This window comes from Pelagibacterium flavum (assembly GCF_025854335.1).
GTDB classification, from domain to species: Bacteria; Pseudomonadota; Alphaproteobacteria; order Rhizobiales; family Devosiaceae; genus Pelagibacterium; species Pelagibacterium flavum.
This window is the reverse complement of record NZ_CP107716.1, coordinates 1,888,844-1,907,769: the sequence shown is the minus strand read 5'-3', so window position 1 is coordinate 1,907,769 and position 18,926 is coordinate 1,888,844. Positions and strand designations below refer to the sequence as shown.

21 protein-coding genes and 1 tRNA gene are annotated in these 18,926 nt (G+C 60.6%); 10 read left to right on the top strand and 12 right to left on the bottom strand.

Features of this window, described 5'->3' with window-relative positions:
• Positions 1–63 precede the first annotated feature (63 nt).
• Entirely contained in the window at positions 64–1,473 is a 1,410-nt protein-coding gene (gene mgtE, locus OF122_RS09570; RefSeq protein WP_264227533.1) for a magnesium transporter, read from the bottom strand.
• A gap of 200 nt (positions 1,474–1,673) precedes the next feature.
• On the opposite strand from mgtE, the gene OF122_RS09565 reads away from it, so the two are divergent.
• Both OF122_RS09565 and OF122_RS09560 read left to right on the top strand, forming a co-directional pair.
• Positions 1,674–2,459, top strand: a complete 786-nt coding sequence (locus OF122_RS09565) for a GGDEF domain-containing protein (protein WP_264227532.1) — start codon at positions 1,674–1,676, stop codon at positions 2,457–2,459.
• A 15-nt stretch (positions 2,460–2,474) separates the two neighbouring features.
• Positions 2,475–3,056 carry a DNA-3-methyladenine glycosylase gene (locus OF122_RS09560; RefSeq protein WP_264227531.1) on the top strand — a complete coding sequence of 194 codons (582 nt, stop codon included), beginning with the start codon at positions 2,475–2,477 and terminating at the stop codon, positions 3,054–3,056.
• A 31-nt stretch (positions 3,057–3,087) separates the two neighbouring features.
• Here OF122_RS09560 and OF122_RS09555 read toward each other — a convergent pair whose 3' ends face one another.
• Positions 3,088–3,717 carry a L,D-transpeptidase gene (locus OF122_RS09555; RefSeq protein WP_264227530.1) on the bottom strand — a complete coding sequence of 210 codons (630 nt, stop codon included), beginning with the start codon at positions 3,715–3,717 and terminating at the stop codon, positions 3,088–3,090.
• A gap of 298 nt (positions 3,718–4,015) precedes the next feature.
• Positions 4,016–4,177: a DUF4168 domain-containing protein gene (locus OF122_RS09550; protein ID WP_264227529.1), complete on the bottom strand. Its 162-nt coding sequence runs from the start codon at positions 4,175–4,177 to the stop codon at positions 4,016–4,018.
• A gap of 56 nt (positions 4,178–4,233) precedes the next feature.
• Here OF122_RS09550 and OF122_RS09545 point away from each other — a divergent pair, with 56 nt between their 5' ends.
• Both OF122_RS09545 and OF122_RS09540 read left to right on the top strand, forming a co-directional pair.
• Complete coding sequence (locus tag OF122_RS09545) at positions 4,234–4,554, top strand: hypothetical protein (RefSeq protein ID WP_264227528.1); 321 nt, start codon at positions 4,234–4,236, stop codon at positions 4,552–4,554.
• A gap of 182 nt (positions 4,555–4,736) precedes the next feature.
• Positions 4,737–4,982 carry a hypothetical protein gene (locus tag OF122_RS09540; protein WP_264227527.1) on the top strand — a complete coding sequence of 82 codons (246 nt, stop codon included), beginning with the start codon at positions 4,737–4,739 and terminating at the stop codon, positions 4,980–4,982.
• 628 nt (positions 4,983–5,610) lie between these two features.
• Here the strand turns inward: OF122_RS09540 and OF122_RS09535 are convergent.
• From OF122_RS09535 to OF122_RS09520, 4 genes are all read right to left on the bottom strand, one after another.
• On the bottom strand, positions 5,611–6,276 hold the full coding sequence (locus OF122_RS09535) for a Rha family transcriptional regulator (RefSeq protein ID WP_264227526.1): 666 nt from the start codon (positions 6,274–6,276) through the stop codon (positions 5,611–5,613).
• A gap of 338 nt (positions 6,277–6,614) precedes the next feature.
• Positions 6,615–8,252: a site-specific integrase gene (locus tag OF122_RS09530; protein WP_264227525.1), complete on the bottom strand. Its 1,638-nt coding sequence runs from the start codon at positions 8,250–8,252 to the stop codon at positions 6,615–6,617.
• 85 nt (positions 8,253–8,337) lie between these two features.
• Positions 8,338–8,424 (bottom strand) — tRNA-Leu (locus OF122_RS09525).
• Between the two features lie 111 nt (positions 8,425–8,535).
• A complete protein-coding gene (locus OF122_RS09520; RefSeq protein ID WP_264227524.1) occupies positions 8,536–8,769 on the bottom strand; it encodes a FliM/FliN family flagellar motor switch protein in 234 nt (77 codons plus the stop codon).
• Positions 8,770–8,850: 81 nt separating this feature from the next.
• Here OF122_RS09520 and lipB point away from each other — a divergent pair, with 81 nt between their 5' ends.
• The 6 genes from lipB (at position 8,851) to folK (ending at position 13,377) form a co-directional block, all read left to right on the top strand.
• A complete protein-coding gene (gene lipB, locus OF122_RS09515; RefSeq protein ID WP_408636322.1) occupies positions 8,851–9,585 on the top strand; it encodes a lipoyl(octanoyl) transferase LipB in 735 nt (244 codons plus the stop codon).
• 57 nt (positions 9,586–9,642) lie between these two features.
• Positions 9,643–10,164 carry a DUF4282 domain-containing protein gene (locus OF122_RS09510; RefSeq protein WP_264227523.1) on the top strand — a complete coding sequence of 174 codons (522 nt, stop codon included), beginning with the start codon at positions 9,643–9,645 and terminating at the stop codon, positions 10,162–10,164.
• Between the two features lie 174 nt (positions 10,165–10,338).
• Positions 10,339–11,691: a 30S ribosomal protein S12 methylthiotransferase RimO gene (rimO, locus tag OF122_RS09505; protein WP_264227522.1), complete on the top strand. Its 1,353-nt coding sequence runs from the start codon at positions 10,339–10,341 to the stop codon at positions 11,689–11,691.
• On the top strand, positions 11,688–12,539 hold the full coding sequence (folP, locus tag OF122_RS09500; RefSeq protein WP_264227521.1) for a dihydropteroate synthase: 852 nt from the start codon (positions 11,688–11,690) through the stop codon (positions 12,537–12,539). Before rimO ends, folP begins: the two co-directional genes overlap by 4 nt.
• A gap of 5 nt (positions 12,540–12,544) precedes the next feature.
• A complete protein-coding gene (gene folB / locus OF122_RS09495) occupies positions 12,545–12,931 on the top strand; it encodes a dihydroneopterin aldolase (RefSeq protein WP_264227520.1) in 387 nt (128 codons plus the stop codon).
• Positions 12,931–13,377 carry a 2-amino-4-hydroxy-6-hydroxymethyldihydropteridine diphosphokinase gene (gene folK / locus OF122_RS09490; protein WP_264227519.1) on the top strand — a complete coding sequence of 149 codons (447 nt, stop codon included), beginning with the start codon at positions 12,931–12,933 and terminating at the stop codon, positions 13,375–13,377. The genes folB and folK overlap by 1 nt, the downstream gene beginning before the upstream one ends.
• On the opposite strand, the gene OF122_RS09485 is transcribed toward folK, so the two are convergent.
• The 5 genes from OF122_RS09485 to OF122_RS09465 form a co-directional block, all read right to left on the bottom strand.
• The gene (locus tag OF122_RS09485) at positions 13,369–14,142 is read right to left on the bottom strand and encodes an ATP12 family chaperone protein (protein WP_264227518.1); all 774 of its coding nucleotides are present in this window, start codon (positions 14,140–14,142) and stop codon (positions 13,369–13,371) included. The genes folK and OF122_RS09485 overlap by 9 nt on opposite strands.
• Positions 14,142–14,810, bottom strand: coding sequence for an HAD-IA family hydrolase (locus OF122_RS09480; RefSeq protein WP_264227517.1), 669 nt, complete (start codon positions 14,808–14,810; stop codon positions 14,142–14,144). Before OF122_RS09480 ends, OF122_RS09485 begins: the two co-directional genes overlap by 1 nt.
• Positions 14,810–15,811, bottom strand: coding sequence for an RluA family pseudouridine synthase (locus tag OF122_RS09475; RefSeq protein WP_264227516.1), 1,002 nt, complete (start codon positions 15,809–15,811; stop codon positions 14,810–14,812). The genes OF122_RS09480 and OF122_RS09475 overlap by 1 nt, the downstream gene beginning before the upstream one ends.
• Positions 15,812–16,003: 192 nt before the next feature.
• A complete protein-coding gene (locus tag OF122_RS09470) occupies positions 16,004–17,335 on the bottom strand; it encodes a replication-associated recombination protein A (protein ID WP_264227515.1) in 1,332 nt (443 codons plus the stop codon).
• 17 nt (positions 17,336–17,352) lie between these two features.
• Positions 17,353–18,744, bottom strand: a complete 1,392-nt coding sequence (locus tag OF122_RS09465; protein WP_264227514.1) for a DegQ family serine endoprotease — start codon at positions 18,742–18,744, stop codon at positions 17,353–17,355.
• Between the last annotated feature and the right edge of the window lie 182 nt (positions 18,745–18,926).

The following is an 18,926-nucleotide window of genomic DNA, read 5'->3' as shown; positions in this document are numbered from 1 at the left end:
GCCATGTTTAGGCCACATTCACGCAAATCACGCTTGCAATCCACGCATGGCTGCGAATCACCTTCAAAACAGGCCGAACCACCAGCCGGCGAGGGCCAGGAAGGCGAAAAAGCCGATAACGTCGGTAAACGTCATGACAAAAGTCGAGGACGCAACGGCCGGATCGATCTTGAGCCTGTTGAGCAGCATCGGAATGAGGATGCCACAGCCACCGGCGACGATCATGTTGACCACCATCGCCATGCCGATCACCAGCCCCAGCGCCGGGTTGGCGAAGCGGAAACCGGTAATGACCCCCAGCAATACCGCAAAGATCACGCCATTGGTCAGCCCGACGAGCAATTCGCGTCGGATCAGGCGCCAGGCGTTGTTCTTGTCCAGTTCCCTTTGCGAAATGGCGCGCACCGTCACTGTCATGGTCTGCGTGCCCGCTACCCCGCCCATGGAAGCGACGATGGGCATCAGCACGGCCAGTGCGACCATTTGCTCGATCGTGCCGTCGAACAGCCCGATAACCAGCGAGGCAAGCGTTGCCGTGCCCAGATTGACCAGCAGCCAGGTCGCGCGGCTGCGCACGACGCCCGGCACTGTGCGCGAAATGTCCTCGTCGCCCACGCCGCCGAGACGGTGGATATCCTCGCTGGCCTCTTCATTTATGACGTCGACGATGTCGTCGATGGTCAGGACGCCCACCAGTCGCCTGCTCTCATCGACCACCGCCACTTCGACCTGATCGTAGCGCTCGAAGATGCGTGCCGCCTCCTCCTGATCGAGCGTGGCGTCGATCTGGCGGATCTGGGTGTTCATGATGTCTTCGATGCGCGTCGCCCTTTGCACACGAAGAATGCGGTCGAGCGGGATCGTGCCCAGCAGGTTGAAACCCGGGTCGACGACATAGATCTGGTAGAAATCGTCGGGCAGATCATCATTGGTCCGCAGATAGTCGATGGTTTGCCCTACCGTCCAGAACGGCGGGATGGCAATGAAATCGGTCTGCATCCGCCGCCCGGCGGAGTCCTCTGGAAAATCAAGGCTGCGTTTGAGCGAGATGCGGTCGAAAGCCGGCATTTGCGCCAGAATTTCGTCCCGGTCCTCCGCGTCGATATCTTCGAGAATGTAAACGGCATCGTCGCTGTCGAGATCGGCGACACCTCGCGCGATCTCGGCGTTCGGCAGCTCGTCCATAAGCTCGATACGAACCGAATCGTCGACCTCGGTCAGCGCCGAATAGTCGAAGGCATCGCCAAGCAGCGTAACAAGCTGAACCCGCTCGTCGGCCGGCAAGGCCTCGATGACATCGCCCGTTTCCGATTCATGGAGCGGCTCCATGCGCTTGCGCAGCGCCTCGGAATCCCCCGCCTCGATCTCGGCGCGGAGCGCTTCATACCAATCGGAGCGAAGCCGACCGTCCGCATCATAGATGCTTTCGGGGTTTTCGTCGGGTTCCGGTCCGGTCGGTGCAGCGTCTTCCATGCAACTCTCCTTCCCGGTTTTTCGCGAAGCCGCGACTCTTGGCTCTGGCTATGGCGTAACCCATCCGCCCGCCATTTGCCACAGCACAATCGCATGGCAGCCACCCACCGCCGGCGCGCGCTAAGTAGTTTAGCCTAAAGCCATATAAGGACACCCTTATCGTCGACCGCACCACATTGCAGCACGCAATGGAGGCGGCAATGAGCATCGGCGGCCATAGGCTCAAAGAGTGGATACCGATCGCGGCATGGACGGCGTGCGGACCGCTGTTCTGCGTTCTGGTGGCGCTTGGTTACAACATCATGACATTTGCGGGCTTTCCCTCGGAAATCAGGGTCCGCGCAGCCCTCGCGGCGATCATTGTGCCGTTTGGGCTGGCCACCCCGTTCTTTTTCTATTTTTCGATCAAGCTGCGCGAACTGGCATCGGCCAATAGACAGCTCAGTCTTCTGGCCGCCACCGATGGCCTCACCAATTGCCTCAACCGGACGGCCTTCACCGCGCTGGTCGAGGCCCGGCTCGAGGCGCTGGTCCCGCAAGGCGATCACGTCCACGGCGCCCTGCTGGTCATCGATGCAGACAATTTCAAACAGATCAACGACCGCTTCGGACATCACAATGGCGATATCGCCCTGACCCTGATCGCCCGTGCCATCCGCTCTTCGGTCCGCGCCGGCGACAATGTCGGTCGCCTGGGCGGCGAGGAATTTGGCGTCTTCCTGCCCGTCGTCGACCGCTATGGCGCCGAAACGGTCGCCGAACGGCTGCGGCGCGCAGTCGAAAAACTCGCCTTTGTCGCCGACGGCCACCACCACCAGCTTACCGTAAGCGTGGGCGGCGTCGTGTTCGACCGCCGCACCGGCTTTGAGGAACTGTTCAGGCTGGCCGACGAACGGCTCTACGCCGCCAAGAATGAGGGCCGCAACACTGTCCGGCTGATCGGCTGCGCCACAAGCGGCGCCGGCTTTGCAATCCTCGACTCGTAAAGCTATTTAGCCTCAATGGCCGATCCGACTTTCATCAATCGCTATTTCGACGATGACGTCGTGGCCGTCGCCCGGCGCCTGATCGGAGCGCGATTTCATGTCGACGGCGTTGGCGGCACCATCATCGAGACAGAGGCCTACGCCCCCAACGAGCCTGCTTCTCACAGCTTTCGCGGCCCCACGCCCCGCAACAAGCCGATGTTTGATCTCCCCGGCACGGTCTATGTCTATCGCAGCTACGGCATCCACTGGTGCGTCAACTTCGTCTGCCGTCCCGGCAGCGCGGTTCTCATCCGCGCGCTCGTGCCAACTGACGGCATTGAGCAAATGATTGACAGGCGCGGCCTGCCCGACCCCAAAAAGCTATGCGCCGGCCCCGGACGGCTGACCCAAGCCCTCGGCATCGACCTGAGCCACAATGATCGCCCCTTGTCCGACGCCCCCTTCTGCTTCGCTCCTGCCCCCGTGGAGGGCCCCGTCGTCATCGGCCCGCGCATCGGCATCACCAAGGCTGTCGATCTGCCCTGGCGGTTCGGGGTGCCCGGCAGCAAATACCTCAGCAGGCCCTTCACGAAAAACGGCCCCTCAGAGGTCTGAGGGGCCGCTCGAAATCGGATCGGACGAAGCGCTAGGCCTGAACGACCACTACACGGGTCCCCGACGGCACGCGTTCGTAGAGATCGATGATGTCATGGTTGAGCATGCGAATGCAGCCCGAAGACATCGCCAGCCCGATAGATTGCGGCTGGTTGGTGCCGTGGATGCGGAACATTGTGTCGCCGCCATTGCGATAGAGATAGAGCGCCCGTGCGCCCAGCGGATTGTTGGGGCCGCCCGGCATCCCGTTGCGATACGGTCCGTTGGCTTCCGGGTCCCGGCGCAGCATGTTTGCCGTCGGCGTCCAGCTCGGCCATTCGGCCTTGCGCCCGATATAGGCATTGCCGCGAAGAGCCAGCCCTTCCCGTCCGACGCCCACGCCATAGCGCATGGCCTTGCCGTCTTCCTGAACGAGATAGAGGAAGCGATTGGGCGTATCGACGACGATCGTGCCCTTGGAATAATTGGTCTCGTAGTCCACCACCTGCCGCCGCAATTCCGGCTTGATCAACCGCGCATTCAGCGCGGCAAGCGGAAACGGCTCATCGGCAACGGGCCCATAGGCACTGACCATCGAGATTGAGGATGAAGTGGTGCGCGTCGAGCACGCGGCCAGAAAAAGCGGAAGGCCTACGAGAAATCCGCGTCGTGTCAGGCTCATCGATAGCTACCCAGGCAAGAATCAACAACGTGAGCAACAATTAACCATAAGGGTTAAAACTTCTCTCACCATAATTCCGCCGCATGACGGCCCGATTGCCGTTTTGGTGCGATCTGGCCAGAGAGCGCGGCAAATCTGCAACACCCTATGGCGAGCATTGCCGCCAGCACATCTGGTTTAGTGGCAAATGCAGGCCAGCCCGAAATATTGCCTGGGGCTGGAGGTTGGGCAACGCCGACTTCGAAAGGGGCATCGAAGCCGATGCCCCTTTCATTCAATACTCGGTGGATTGCGACAATCAGTTGTCCGGCTGAACAACCGCGTTAATGGCGCCCCCGACCTCCTCGGCAAACGCCGGATCGGCCTGTGCCGCCGTCAGGATGGCGTTGTAGTCATCGACGGTAATGCCTTCGGTGCTTTCGACGGCACTTGTGTCAACGGCGGGGTAAAAGTCGGCCATTGGGCGGCGCAAAACCAGGCCACTTGATGTTGGGGGTATCGAGCGCCGGGAGGGAGTTGGCCGAACTGGTTCGCTATACATTAGATGAGAATGTCGCCAAGCTTGATGAGGTCCCTACAGATGATATTGCGTTTGTTATCACACATACCAAAAGCTATGGTATTCAGCGGCTCGTGAACGTGCTGGCGAGACGACTAGGAGAACAGGCTGAACTCGCCGAAAAACTCAATGCGTCTGATGAAGCAACATGGGACCCATTGGACAAAACCAGGCTCGCCATGCACAACGCAGTGGCAAAGACAGCGTCCGACAAACTAAGGGAAGCCGCAAATCAACGGCTCGCTATTATTGAGCGCAGAACACGTCTCCACCAATAGCGACGTAGGTTTCTTGGAACCGCGCAGCCCCCCGCCCGTGAAGCCGACACGAGCAACACGAAGCCGTCCTTGATCACGTCCACTGAGCGGACCTTGCGCACCTACTGACCATGAGTTCACAAGCGGTCGGCCATATCTTCTAGAGGAGATCGTCAGCGCATTGCTCTTAGTGGGAGGGGACCTTGTTTTCCAATATATCGCGCATCCTGGCCACGCTAGCCTTCATCATTGGCCTGTTCCGGCTCGGGCTGGGCTTTGCAATCGCAACAGAAGTCATCGGACCCTATGAGCAAGCTCTTGCTCGATATACGGGGGCGTCTTCATCCGGTGCTGTCATCGATCAATCGATCTACGTCATCGTCTTTGCGCTCGCCCTAGGCACTTTGGCTGAGATTGGCAGGTCAGTCAGGAAGCTGTCCGGGGCCTAGTAGCCTACTCAAGCTATTCCCACCTAGAGCCACCCCGAGGGGGGAAGAGCGGTCTGGTAATTCTATCTTACCGGCTCGGAATTTTTCGGTAAAAACATCCCGTCTATCGGGGCCCCCTATATGGCCTCCAGACCACCGTCCGGTACTCCAGCAAGGGGCTCTCCGGAGCAGGCTGAAGGGAATGGACTGCGGTCGTTAGGTCCTTGCTGCCGCACTTGGCGCACTTGAAGGGGACCTCCTGTGGCACCCTATAAGTCCCATAAAAGACCATGAGGTCGGATGCCATAAATGTCGCCTTGCGGTGGCAGCGAGGACAGCTCACCGTTATCGCAAGGCCATCTCTGGCGATCATCCCAAGTGTGTATCGGCGTGTTACCATGGGGGAAGAAGATAAAACAAAAGGGGAACATGATCATGCTGACTGGACATCGGCAATTGCAGGCTGGAGACCTGTAGAGGGCACTTTCCCATGAAAGCCATAGAAGAACATTGTGGAGAAGTGGGTGGTGGTCGGAGGCCCCCTAAGCGTCCCCTCAAGGACCACACAGGAACGCCAAAGTGCGATCACATAACCCTAATGTAACCCCCGGGGCCTCTTACTGTGGGGGGTAATCGCGTTGGTGTATTACTATACCAACACACCAACAGCTAAGCCGTTGCATTTATTGAACATTGGCATCGACTGCCGATCATACGCCTTCGCGGTTTCCCGTGCTTCCTCATTGAGCAGGTACCCACCCGTCTTGCGGATGGCTGGCAGCACATCGCGGGTCACCCAGTCTTGGAACTTCCGGGCTTCCGGTTTGTCTGACCGCATGATCAGCTGGTAGAGGCCACTCTCGGATATGACGGTGTAGGAAGGTGCGCGACTACCGCAGAATAACTGAGGGAGTGAGGTGCGTTCGGCCAGCCTTTGCTCCAAGCTGTTGAACGCGGCGATGTACTTGAGCTTAAACTCCAGCGCCTTCGCCCCGGTGAACCCCATAGCGAGGAGCGTGAAGCCATCCTTGGTCATGTCGAAGCAGCGCAGTAACCTGCCGGTCCGGTCCTTGTAAGAGCTGGCCCCAAAATTGGGGGCAGTGCTGACTGGCTTGAATTTCATGATCTGATCGATGTCCCGGAGAACGTGGACGTGCTGCTTCCCGAAGAACTCCGCAACGTCCCGCGAGTTGGCGAACGCTTGGCCATTCTTGAGGGTGACGACAGGAACGAGAGAGATTTGTAGACCGGCCCTGTCACAGTGGGGGACTGATGAAAGGACCGGCCACCCCCAGACGCGGACAGTCCGCCGCAACGAGGAACTAACAACTTGCCCAACGAATGTGGCTGGTATTGGGCAGTCGACCGGCCTTTTCAGAGACGTCCCAGAAAAGTAACTAAGTCCACGCCGGGCCGGGTGAGGTAGTAAGGCCCCTCCCGCACATTGAAGGTCAGACCGGAGAGAACAGAGAAAAGACCGCGCATGGAAAGCCCCTAGGTTTCGCGGTGGCGCTGCCCGCTATCGGGAAGCGTGAGGTGGGCATGGAAATGCCACTGAAGCCCTCAGAGGGACTCATGGAGTCGGGAAAGTCGTCACGCTGGCATGAAGCTACCAGCCGCGCTTAAAGCCGCTCCATGAGTCCTCCAAAGGGCTCAGCGGGGCTGCTCCTCGGTGTTCACCGGGTATCGCGGGAATTCCTTTATGGCTTCAGCAAGTTCATCAATGTCCGGCAGCTCATAGGTTCGCCCTACCTTCATGTCAGCATGGCCACAAAAGGCATCGCGGATACGCTCTTCGATCTTTGCGCGGGCAGCGCGACGCTTGAACGTATGTCGCCAGCCATGGTTAGGCCCCACGCCGGGGTCCGTTACACCCAGCTTTCGAACCCAGTCCGCCAGTTTTTGACGCATGATCACATAGGGAGGACGTGGCGGATTGAGCGGGTCGACCAGGTCGCTGGACTTAAATGCTGCCGGGTCATAGAACAGCGCCCCCGGTTTGGCCTGGGCGACAAAATCCACGAAGCCCTGTTCGATCAGATGATCGTGCAAAACAACTGTTCGGGGCATCGAGCCTTTCACAGTTCCCGCATCAGGGGTGATGTTAAGCATCCAAAAGCCATCGCGGTGCCACTGAATATCCTGCTTGCGCAACTGGGTCATTTCGCCCGAACGCGCGCCTGTGTATGCGCAAAGCCAGGGAACCCACCTGACGGCCAGCTTCAAGTGATCTGAAGTTCTCGCGCTGAGAGGCTTCAGTGTCGCCCTAAGGATAATCTCCGCATCTTCCTCTTGGAATTTGCCTTTGGTCGGCCCCGAACGGGCAACAGCCACCTTCACTCCATCGAACGGATTAACACGCAGTTTTTTTTGGTCTTTCACCCAATTGAACACCCGCCGTGCTGCAGTTAGCCAAACCTCATTAACGGTGCGGCCACTGCGACTTCCGCTCATCAGCTGGTCTTTCCAGCGAACGGCATCTTCATCCGACATGATCGCGATGTCGCGGCCTTCAAGAAATTCGTTGAGGTTGGCAAACACGCTGCGCCACCGATTAATCGTGGCCGCTTCAGGTTTCCTCTCACCTACCCATGCTTCGAACGCTTCCCACGCGTTCCAGCCAGTGGGCTTCGTCCCGGTGTTTTCTCTTACCGGCTGCGGGAATTTCTCCCTGTGGTAATCGGGCCGGTAGTCGCCACCAGCCCTGCGCCTTAACAACGCGGCTACGGGGCCGATTTCATTCGCCACGGAGCTGACAAAGCTGACCATGGTGGTAGGCGAAAGCGTGGTGCCGTCGATTGCCAAGAAAGAAGAAAGTTGAGCCAATTCCTGAACGCGGGCTTGGACAAGTGCAGTGTGTCGAGCATCGAAACCCTCCTCCTGCTCTTCCGGTGCCCCAAGGCTGTTACCGCTAGCGGCGCTGAGGGCATCCTCATACCGCTCGAACAGACTTTCCCAAGCCTCAGGCGATAAGGGGCTCTCATCGTACTGGGCGACAAACCAATCGTACCAGCGACCAACAAGCGCATGAATTTGCTTCTGGGTCAGCTCTTGCCGTTCACCAACAACCACTGCACGGAGTTTGGCAACCCGCCCCTCGATTTCCGCCACCCACTCAGTAAATTCAATCTTGACCCTTCCCTGCGTTGTCCCTTGGGGACACCTGAAGCGTTCCTCCTGGCGCACGCCAAAAGCAGCCTGATAGGCGTCCCGAACATCAGCCGGAATCACTTTGCGGGCGAACCAATCGCCATTGGGGGCTTTGGAGAGCTTCGGCATTAGGATAGTCATTTGTAGTGCCCTTTGTAGTGGTCGGGCATCTACAAGCTAATGAAATCACTCATCTAATTGGAAATCTTGAACTTCCAGCCAGAGATGGTGCGGTCGAGAAGACTCGAACTTCCACGGGAGTTACCCCACAGCGACCTCAACGCTGCGCGTCTACCAATTCCGCCACGACCGCACTGTCTGGGGAATGCTGCGCCCTCGGGCGAAGCGAGGCTGCATGTAGCAAATGGTTTGGTGTCCCTCAAGGGCTATTTCGCCGTTTGGGGATAAAGTTTTGCACTCAACGTCAGGCGGGCTTGATGACCTTCTCTGTCACCACCACATTAAGCTGTCCCTCGTCGACCTGAACCTCGCCCTTTGCGATCAGCGTATTGTTGGCATAGATACGCATGGCGTCGTTCTCGAAGGCATCGAGTTCGATCACCGCGCCGCGCCCCATGCGCAGCAGGTGATGGACCGGCAGAACGGCCGCCCCAAGTTCCACGGAGACATCGATTTCGATGGTTTCAAGCGTATTCATCAACAGGTCGGAATCCCATATGCAAACCGTACGGCGAGAATCGATATTTCTCCCGCGCGCCGGCTCCGACATTGAGGCGTCATGGTTAGTGAAGTGTTAAAGACCGACCAGATCGACATTTGCACAAGCGCGCCCAAGCTCATGCGGGCCGATGGCCTTCCCGCCAACTGGGTTATCGCCGATGCGCCCGTGGCCTACCCCGATGCACTGGCAACAATGCAAGAGCGCGCCCGCGCCATCGCGGCCGGTGAAGCGTCTGAAGCCATATGGCTGGTTGAGCACCCTCCCCTTTATTCCGCCGGCACCTCCGCCAAAACCGAGGACCTGCTGATCCCAGATCGGTTTCCCGTGTTCCAGGCCGGACGGGGCGGGCAATTCACCTATCATGGCCCCGGGCAGCGGGTTGCCTATGTCATGCTTGACCTGCGCGAGCGCGGACGCGACATCCGGTGCCTGGTCGCCGGGCTTGAAAACTGGGTGATCGACACCCTCGCCGCCTTCAATATCAAGGGCGAAAAACGCGATGGCCGCATCGGGGTCTGGGTAAAGCGCCCCGATAAGGGCCCGTTCGTGGAAGACAAGATCGCCGCCATCGGCGTCCGCGTCTCGCGCTGGGTCAGCTTCCACGGCATTTCGCTCAATATTAGCCCCGACCTCGACCATTATTCGGGCATCGTGCCATGCGGCATAAGCCAGCATGGCGTGACGAGCTTTGAGGATCTGGGGCAGATCGTTTCGATGGCCGAGGTGGATTCGGTGCTCAAATCGCACTTTGAAACGCACTTCGGACCGGCAAGGCTTGCCTCCGCGCTCTGATCGCGACAAGGTGACTGCAAAGCAATCCTCACTGTTTCTGGGTGCAAGGGGACAAAAATGCGCTTCGACGATCTGCGGAAACTGGCAACGGGCAGCGTCCTGTTCAATCTGGGCCGGATCATTTCGCCACGCCTCGTGACGATCCTTTATCTGCTCGGCCTGGCCGCGATCGGCCTATGGGCGATCAATCATTTCTTTTCGAGCTTCCGGTTCGGTTTCGGCAACGGGCTTTGGGGCCTGCTCGAAATCGCTGTGTTCGGACTTTTGGCTTTCGTGGCCCTGCGCATTGTTTGCGAAGCAGTCATTGTCTTTTTCCGCGCCAACAGCGTCGAGGCCGAAACCTACGAGCCCGAACATATGGGCGCTTCCCTAATCGATGACGTCCGCGAAGCAATCGAAGACCTGGCCGATCAGGAACCCGACCCTGTCGAGCCTGCGGCTCCCGCTCCGGTTGCCCCAACGCCTCCCGCACCTGCCACCCCGGTTGCCGAAGAGCCGGCCATCATGCCGGAGGAAGAAGCCCCCAAGCCGGCGGCCAAACGGCGCGCAACCCGCGCAAAACCGGCCCCCAAGGCTTGAAATCGAAGGGCCGCGCCCTGACATCAAGGCAGGTATGAAGCGCGCAAAGATTGACCTTTGCGCGCTTTACGTTATGACACGCTCAAATTCATGCGAGTTTCATATCCCATCGCGCCGGTCCGCTTGGCCCGGTACCTTTGGCAATCTCGCCTTTTCAAGGATCAGCGGACGCCCATGAGCGCGCCAACATCAACGCAGAACGCCCCCAAGATCGGCCTCGTCAGCCTTGGCTGCCCCAAGGCCCTCGTCGATTCCGAACGCATTCTCACCACGCTGCGCGCGCAGGGCTACAGCTTTTCGCCCTCTTATGAGGGCGCCGATGTCGTCATCGTCAACACCTGCGGCTTTCTCGACAGCGCCAAGGCCGAAAGCCTCGACGCCATTGGCGAGGCAATTTCGGAAAATGGCCGCGTCATCGTCACCGGTTGCCTCGGCGGCGAAGAAGAGCTGATCCGCAAGACCCATCCCGGCGTTCTGGCCGTTTCGGGCGCGCACCAGTATGAGGCCGTCGTCGATGCCGTGCATCAGGCCGTGCCCCCGGTGCCCAACGCCTTTGTCGATCTCGTCCCCGAACAGGGGTTGCGTCTGACCCCGCGTCACTACGCCTATCTCAAGATTTCCGAAGGCTGCAACAATCGCTGCACCTTCTGTATCATCCCCTCGATCCGCGGCGATCTCGTCTCGCGCCCCATCGCTTCGGTGCTTTACGAGGCCGAGCGGCTCGTCAAGGCCGGCGTCAAGGAGATCATGGTTATCTCCCAGGACACCTCCGCCTATGGCGTGGACATCAAATACGCTACGTCCCCCTATCGCGGGCGTCAGGTCGAAGCGCGCTTCCAGACATTGGCCGAGGAGATGGGCAAGCTCGGCGCTTGGGTGCGCATGCACTACGTCTATCCCTACCCCCACGTCGACAACGTCATTCCTCTGATGGCCGACGGGGTGATCCTGCCCTATCTCGATATCCCCTTCCAGCACGCCAGCCCGCAGGTTCTCAAATCCATGCGGCGCCCGGCCAATCAGGAAAAGACCGCCGACCGCATCCGCAAATGGCGCGAAACCTGTCCCGATCTCGCCATCCGCTCGACCTTCATCGTCGGCTTCCCCGGTGAGACCGAGGAAGACTTCCAGATGCTGCTCGATTGGGTCCACGAGACAAAGATCGACCGCGCCGGGGCGTTCCCCTACGAGCCGGTCACTGGCGCCCGCGCCAACGATCTGGGCCTTGATGAAATCCCCGATGAGCTCAAGCAGGAACGCTACGGCCGCCTCATGGAGGCTTTGCAGGAAGTTTCGACCGAACGCCTCGCCTCCCGTGTCGGCCGCACCATCGACGTTCTGGTCGATGATGTCGAACCCGAAGAGCAGCGCGTCATCGCCCGCTCGCAATGGGATGCCCCCGAGATCGACGGCAATGTGATCGTCGAGAACGCTACCGGCATCAAGCCCGGCGACATGATCTCGGTGACCGTGGTCGATTCCGACGAATACGACCTCTATGCGGTCCCGGCCGGTTCGGTGCAGTGACGCACCTCGCCTATGACGTTCCGATGGCCGGCGGCCCGCTGACACTGGGCCGCACGCCTCTCGTCATGGGCATTCTCAATGTCACCCCAGACAGCTTTTCCGATGGCGGTGATTTCTCCGCCCTCGACGCGGCCCTCGCGCACGCAGGAGACCTCGTTTCCGAGGGCGCCGATATCATCGATATCGGCGGCGAAAGCACCCGGCCGGGCTCTGAAGAAGTCAGCGTACAGGACGAACTCGACAGGGTCATGCCCGTGCTCGACGCCCTTGCGGAGCGCGGTTTTGAAACCCCGATCTCCATCGACACCTACAAGGCCCTGGTCGCCGATCAGGCGGTCCAGGCGGGCGCCAAAATCATCAACGATGTCTGGGGTTTCCAGCGAGATCCGGAAATCGCTGACGTCGCCGCCCATCACCGCACTCCCGTCATCGCCATGCACTGGGACACCGAGCGCGATACCGCGCGCGACCTGATCGATGAAATGACGCGCTGGCTCTCCCGGTCAGTGGAGATCGCGCTCAAGGCCGGTATCGCCCGCGAAGCGATCATCCTCGATCCCGGCTTCGGCTTTGCCAAATCCTTTGCCGAGAACTACGAGCTCCTCAACCGTCTCGACGAATTGCACGCGCTCGGCTTTCCCCTGCTCGTCGGCACATCCCGCAAGCGCATGATCGGCAATCTGCTCGATGTACCGCCCAAGGAGCGCGTTTCGGGCACCATCGCAACCTCTGTTCTGGGCTATTTAAAGGGCGGGCATATTTTCCGCGTCCATGACGTGCGTGCCAATCGCGACGCCTTGCGCGTGGCTGCCGCCACGCTCTATGGTCCGCCGCAACTGGAGGGGTGAGTCCCATGGACAGCTTTGCCGATCGCGACCGCATCATTCTGGCCGGGCTGGCCTTTTATGGCTACCACGGTGTCATGATGGAGGAAAACTCCCTCGGCCAGCGCTTCCGCATTGATCTTGAGCTGGGACTGGACATGTCCGAGGCCGCCCGCACCGATGACGTGGCCTCCACCATCTCCTACGCCCACATCTACGATCTGGTGAAGGAAGCCTTCGAGGAAAGACGCTTCAAGCTGATCGAAGCGCTCGGCCACCATATCATGACACGCCTTTTCGAACGCTTCGACAAGCTCGACTGGATCCGCATCAAGGTCAGAAAGCCCGAAGCGCCCCTGCCCATCGTGGCCGGCGAAGCCGCCATCGAAATGGTCAGGACGCGGGAGCAGATCTGATGGCCCGCGCCGTTCTGGCGCTTGGCGCCAATATTGGCGATCCCGCGCACCAGATCGCCAAAGCCATTGAGGCCATCGCCGGCCATCCCCGGATTTCCCTTTTGAAACAAAGCGCCCTGATCGTCAGCGAGCCCTGGGGCAAGACCGATCAGAACCCGTTTCACAACGGCGCCGTTCTGGTCGAAACCACCCTCTCCCCGCTCGAACTTCTCGATTTCTGCCTTGCCACCGAAGCCGAAATCGGACGCGTCCGTATCGAGAAATGGGGCCCGCGCAGCATCGATATCGACGTTATCACCTACGATGATCTGGTGATGGAAACCGAGCGCCTGACCCTGCCCCATCCCTATGCCCATGAGCGTGATTTCGTGCTCGATCCGCTGCGCGAAATCGCCCCGGATGTGGCCGAATGGCTGCTGAATCAGGCTGGCAGGAAATCAGGCTAAGAGCTTGATGACATTGACGGCGGCATCAAATTCGAGGCGCCTCTGCCGACGCCGCGCCGCCGCCTCGTAATCTTCGCCCCACAGCGAAATCTGGTAGTCCTCGTCCACATGCGCCGCCGTCCACGCGGCATCGGCATCGACCAGCTGCTCGCGCAAACCAATTGCCAGCAGACCCGAGCCCGTCAGCCCCGTCACCGACACCATCGCAGTGGCAGGCACATGATGCAGCGGCTCGATGGCACCTCTGAGCTTTTTCAGCATGTCGGGAGATTGCGCCCTGTGCACAATCCCAACGGTTGGCTGAAAGCTGACCGAAAAATGCCGTGCGATCCGCACGAGCACATCGTCCCAGATCTGCTCCTGCTTTTCGACAAGCTCGCGCGGGCTGTCGGCGCGATAGAGCAGCAGGTCGTTACCCGCATATTTCACCACCTCATCGAGCAGAGCCGCCCGCGACTCCTCGCCCGCCTCGACGGCCGAGTTGATGAGTTTGACATGCGGCATCATGTCGGGATCGATGCGATCGCCCTGCGCATCCCATTCCTCGCGCATGCGCGCCGCCAGATCGGCGTGGCCCACGCCAACCTGCTTGCCGGTCGGCGTCTTGGTCACGCGCCCATCCAGCAGCACGGTGAAAACGCCATCGGTCTCGGCCACGTCCACCGATTTGTAGAAGCGCTTGGGCAACTCGCGAATCAGATCCTTCTGATGGCGCCCCTGTCCGGCATCCTGGTGCCGGATCGCGTCTTCGAGAAATTCGCGCATCAGCTCAAAACCCTTTCGATAGCGTCATCGAGATCGGCATAATCGTCGATGATGATATGGGCACCGCTCTCTTCAAGCGCAACGCGGGCGTGATAGCCCCAGCTAACCCCGATGGTCCGCGCCCCAGCCGACCGCCCCAGCTCCATGTCGAAGGTCGTATCCCCGATCATCACCGTGCAGGACGGATCGATCCCGGTCTCGGCGCAGGCCCGCAGGATCATCCCCGGATGAGGCTTGGACGGATTGTGGTCGGGAGTCTGCAGTGTCACGAAATGATCCGCCAGGGCGTGCAACGCCAGAATGCGATTGACCCCGCTCAGCCTCTTGCCGGTGGCAATGCCCAGGATCGACGCCTCATGCGCCCGCAACCGGTTCAGCGCCTCCAGCGCCCCCGCATAAAGCGGCTCGTGCCGCTCGCCGCCGGCCAGCATGGCGCGATAGTGCTGGCGGTAGGTTCCTGCCATCAGGATGGCTGTCTCCGCATCGCATTGCGCCAGACGTTCCATGGCAATTTCCAGCGACAGACCAATGATCGAATGAGACATTTCCGCCGTCGGCACGTCCAGCCCGTGATCGCGAAACGTCGCCGCCATGTGCTCGGCAATGATCGCTCCGGAATCGATCAACGTGCCGTCCATGTCGAACATGATTAGACGCGGCTCGGCCATCACGCATCATCCTCCGGATCGACATCCTGCACATCATACTGATTGGCATCAAACCCCAGCGTCTCGAAGCTCGCCTTCATATGCGGCGGCAGCGGCGCCGTGATATCGAGCCTCTTGCCGCTGCGCAGCGGAATGGCCAGCCGCCTCGCGTGCAGATGCAGCCCGTTGCCCAGTTCCTCGGGCCGCTCGAAATTCCAGTTTTCCAGCGTGTTGTAGCGCGGGTCGTCGAGAATGGGCGTACCCAGTTCCATCATGTGCACCCGCAACTGATGCGTGCGCCCGGTCACCGGCTTGAGCGTCACCCAGGCGAACTGGTTGGCCGCGCTCTCGGTCACCGAATAATAGCTCACCGAATGCTGCGCGCCCTCGGTGCCGTTTTCGACAACCACCATCTGCTCGCCATCCTGGGTCGATTGCCGCGCCAGAAAGCACGAAATCCGCCCCTGGCGCGGATGGGGAACGCCAATCGTTATCGCCCAATAGATCTTGCGCGCCGAGCGTGAGCGGAACACGGTTCCGAAATGGCTCGCCGCCGCCCGCGTCTTGGCCACCAGCAGGCACCCCGACGTATCCCGGTCGAGGCGGTGAACCAGCCGCGGCGGCTCACCCTTCTTGTTGGGCAGCGATTTGAGCATGCCATCGATATGGCGCTTGGTGCCCGATCCGCCCTGCACGGCAAGCCCGTGCGGCTTGTTGAACACATAGACCTCATCGTCCTCATACAAAATGAGGTCGCGCAGGAAATCGGCATCTTTCTGATTGATCCGCGGCGCGTCCGGCGAGCGCACGGGCGCATCGCCCAGCGGCGGCACGCGCACCGTCTGCCCGGCGACCAGCCGCGCATTGGTGGCCACGCGCCCGCTATCCACCCGCACCTGCCCAGACCGCAGCAGCTTCTGCAGGCGCCCGAAGCTCAGGTCGGGAAAATGAACCGAGAACCAGCGGTCGAGCCGCATCCCGTCCTCATCCGCCACCACTTCCCGCAATTGCACGCCGCTCATAAAACTTTGTCCTTTGTCATTCGCGGCCCTTCTAGCGGGAAATCACTCCGCCGTCATGGGCGAAGTCAGTCCTGCAAGCAGTTAGGTCAGGGTGAGTCGAAAATGGTGGTTTTCGAGAACCGGCGCGGAGCGTACATTTTGGTACGTGAGCACCGGAAGCGCAGAATACCGCCATTTGCAGACCACCCTCACCTAACTGACGTCGCGCTTCGCCGCGCGCAGTTTCCCGAAATAATCCATCCGCTTCTTGATATCGCGCTCGAACCCGCGCTCGACCGGCTGATAGAAATCCTGCCGCCCGATCTTTTCGGGAAAATACTCCTGCCCCGAAAACCCTTCCGGCGTATCGTGATCGTAGATATAGCCCTCGCCATACCCTTCCGATTTCATCAGCTTGGTTGGCGCGTTGAGAATGGCCGTGGGCGGCGTCGGCGACCCGGTCTTTTTGGCCAGCGCCAGCGCCCGGTTGTAAGCATTATAGAGCGCGTTCGATTTCGGCGCCGTGGCCAGATAAACCACCACTTCAGCCAGCGCCAACTCGCCCTCGGGTGAACCGAGCATGTGGTAGGCGTCCTTGGCGGCCGTGGCGATGGGAAGCGCCTGCGGATCGGCCATGCCGATATCTTCGACCGCCATGCGGATCAGCCGCCGCGCCAGATACATCGGGTCCTCGCCCGCATCGATCATGCGCGCGAAATAATAGAGCGCCGCATCGGGATCCGATCCGCGCACCGTCTTATGCAGCGCAGAAATCAGGTTGTAGTGGCCATCCTGGCTCTTGTCGTAGATCGGCGCCCGCCGCTGCACCAGGCGCGCCAGCCCTGCAGGATCTAAAATTTCATCCGGTCCCGTTGCGGCAATGATCTCCTCGATCAACCCCAGCATGGCCCGCCCGTCGCCATCGGCCAGCCCGATCAGCGTCTGTCGCGCGTCCTCATCGAGCGGCAATACCTTGCCCAATTCCTCTTCGGCGCGTTTGGCAAGCGCATCGAGATCGTCCCGATCGAGACTGGTAAACTTGAGCACCTGCGCCCGCGACAGAAGCGCCGCGTTGAGCTCGAAACTGGGGTTCTCCGTCGTCGCCCCGACCAGCACCACGGTGCCGTCTTCCATGACGGGAAGAAAACTGTCCTGCTGCGCCCGGTTGAAGCGATGGATCTCGTCGACGAACAGCAGCGTGCGCTGCCCGGCCCGCCGCGCCGTGCGCGCCGTTTCAAACACCTTCTTGAGGTCCGCTACCCCCGAAAAGATCGCCGAAATCTGCTCGAACCGATAGTCGACCGCATCGGCCAGCAGCCGCGCCACTGTCGTCTTGCCCGTTCCCGGCGGTCCCCACAGGACAAGCGAACCCAGCCGCCCCGATGCCAGCATCCGCCGCAGCGTGCCGTCGGGCCCGATGATATGGGTCTGCCCGATCACTTCATCGAGCGATTTCGGCCGCAGCCGGTCGGCCAGCGGCCGGTCGGCGCCCGGTTCATCGGTCGGTCGCGAGGCCCGAAGGTCCTCGGGAAAAAGGTCGCTCATCGCACCTCACATGGGTCTCATCCGCTCACCACCGAACGGATGACCCTGCCTCCGCGTTGCAGGATAATCTGCCAGGCGCGCGGACGCTGGCTGGCAACGGATTCGAAGGTTTCAATATCACGGATTTCCATGCCGTTCAGCGCAACGATGACATCGCCTTCCTCAAGCCCCATCCGCGCCGCCGGGCTCCCTGGCTCGACGCCGACCACGGCAATGCCCTGCGTTGAAAAGCCCAGCCCCAATTGCTGCGCCAATGCGGGGTTCAGTTCAGCCGCCGTAACCCCCGCAAATCGCGTATTGCCCGAAATCGTCGCCTGCCGGTCCGAAGTGGCGGGCGGCGCCCCCAATTCCAGTGCGGCAGTCGTTTCGGCGCCGTTCCGCCACAGCGTCAATTGGGAGATCGAGCCGACCGGCTTGGTCGCCACGCGATAATTGAGCGCTTCGGGGTCCTGAACCGCCACTCCGTCGATCGCGGTGATCACGTCTCCCGAAGCCAGCCCCGCAGCCTCCGCCGGGCTGCCGGGCGCGATCTCGGTCACCAGCGCCCCGCGCGGCGTGGCCAGCCCCAGGCTGGCGGCCAGCTCGGCGTCAAGCATCTGCATCTGCGCGCCCAACCATGGCCGCACGATCTCGCCGCCCGCCGCGCCCGCATCGGCGATCACCCTCGCCATATTTGATGGTATGGCAAACCCGATCCCTTGCGACCCGCCCGAGCGGGTAAACAGCGCCGTGTTGATACCGACGAGTTGCCCGTTCATATCGACCAGCGCGCCACCCGAATTACCCGGATTGATCGCTGCATCGGTCTGGATGAAGAACTGGTAGTCGGTCATCCCCATGCCGGTCCGCGCCAGCGCCGAAACGATGCCGCTGGACACCGATTGCCCCACCCCGAACGGGTTGCCGATGGCCAGAACGAGATCGCCGACCTGCAACTGGTCGGAATCGGCAAACGTGACGAAGGGAAACTCCCCCGCCCCGTCCTCGGCCCTGAGCACGGCCAGATCGGTCGAGGGATCGGCCAGCACCAGCTCGACGGGATATTCCCGCCCGTCATTGAGCACGACCCGAATGTCGGTCGCCCCTTCCACGACGTGATTGTTGGTGAGGATCATGCCATCCGCACTGACAATCACGCCCGACCCCAGCGATTGGGAGGTCTGCGGCCGCTGGTTGAACAGCGGCGAGCGCCCGAAGAACTGTTCAAAGAACGGATCGTTGAAACTGCTCTGCTGCTGGGTGACCCGCGTGGCATAGACGTTGACGACCGCCGGCGCGACCTGCTCCACGACAGGTGAATAGGATAGCTGGATTTCCGCCTGGCTCTGCGGGACCACCTTTTCGGCCTGAGCGAAGGCGACGGCGGGTGCGAGAGCCAGAAAAACGGCAATAATCGACTTGCGGAACATGGGCACACTCCAGAGCTTGCAACGCGCCTCAGAGGTTAGTTGCCAGGGCTTTGGTTTCAAGTGACAAGCCCGTAAGGTTGGCGGCAAAAGCGTGTCAATTTTGACCCCGCACAAAGAATCGTCACAACCTGGCTCTATAGCCGAAATTGGCCATTGCAGAGGGGGGCAATGAGCCCTATACA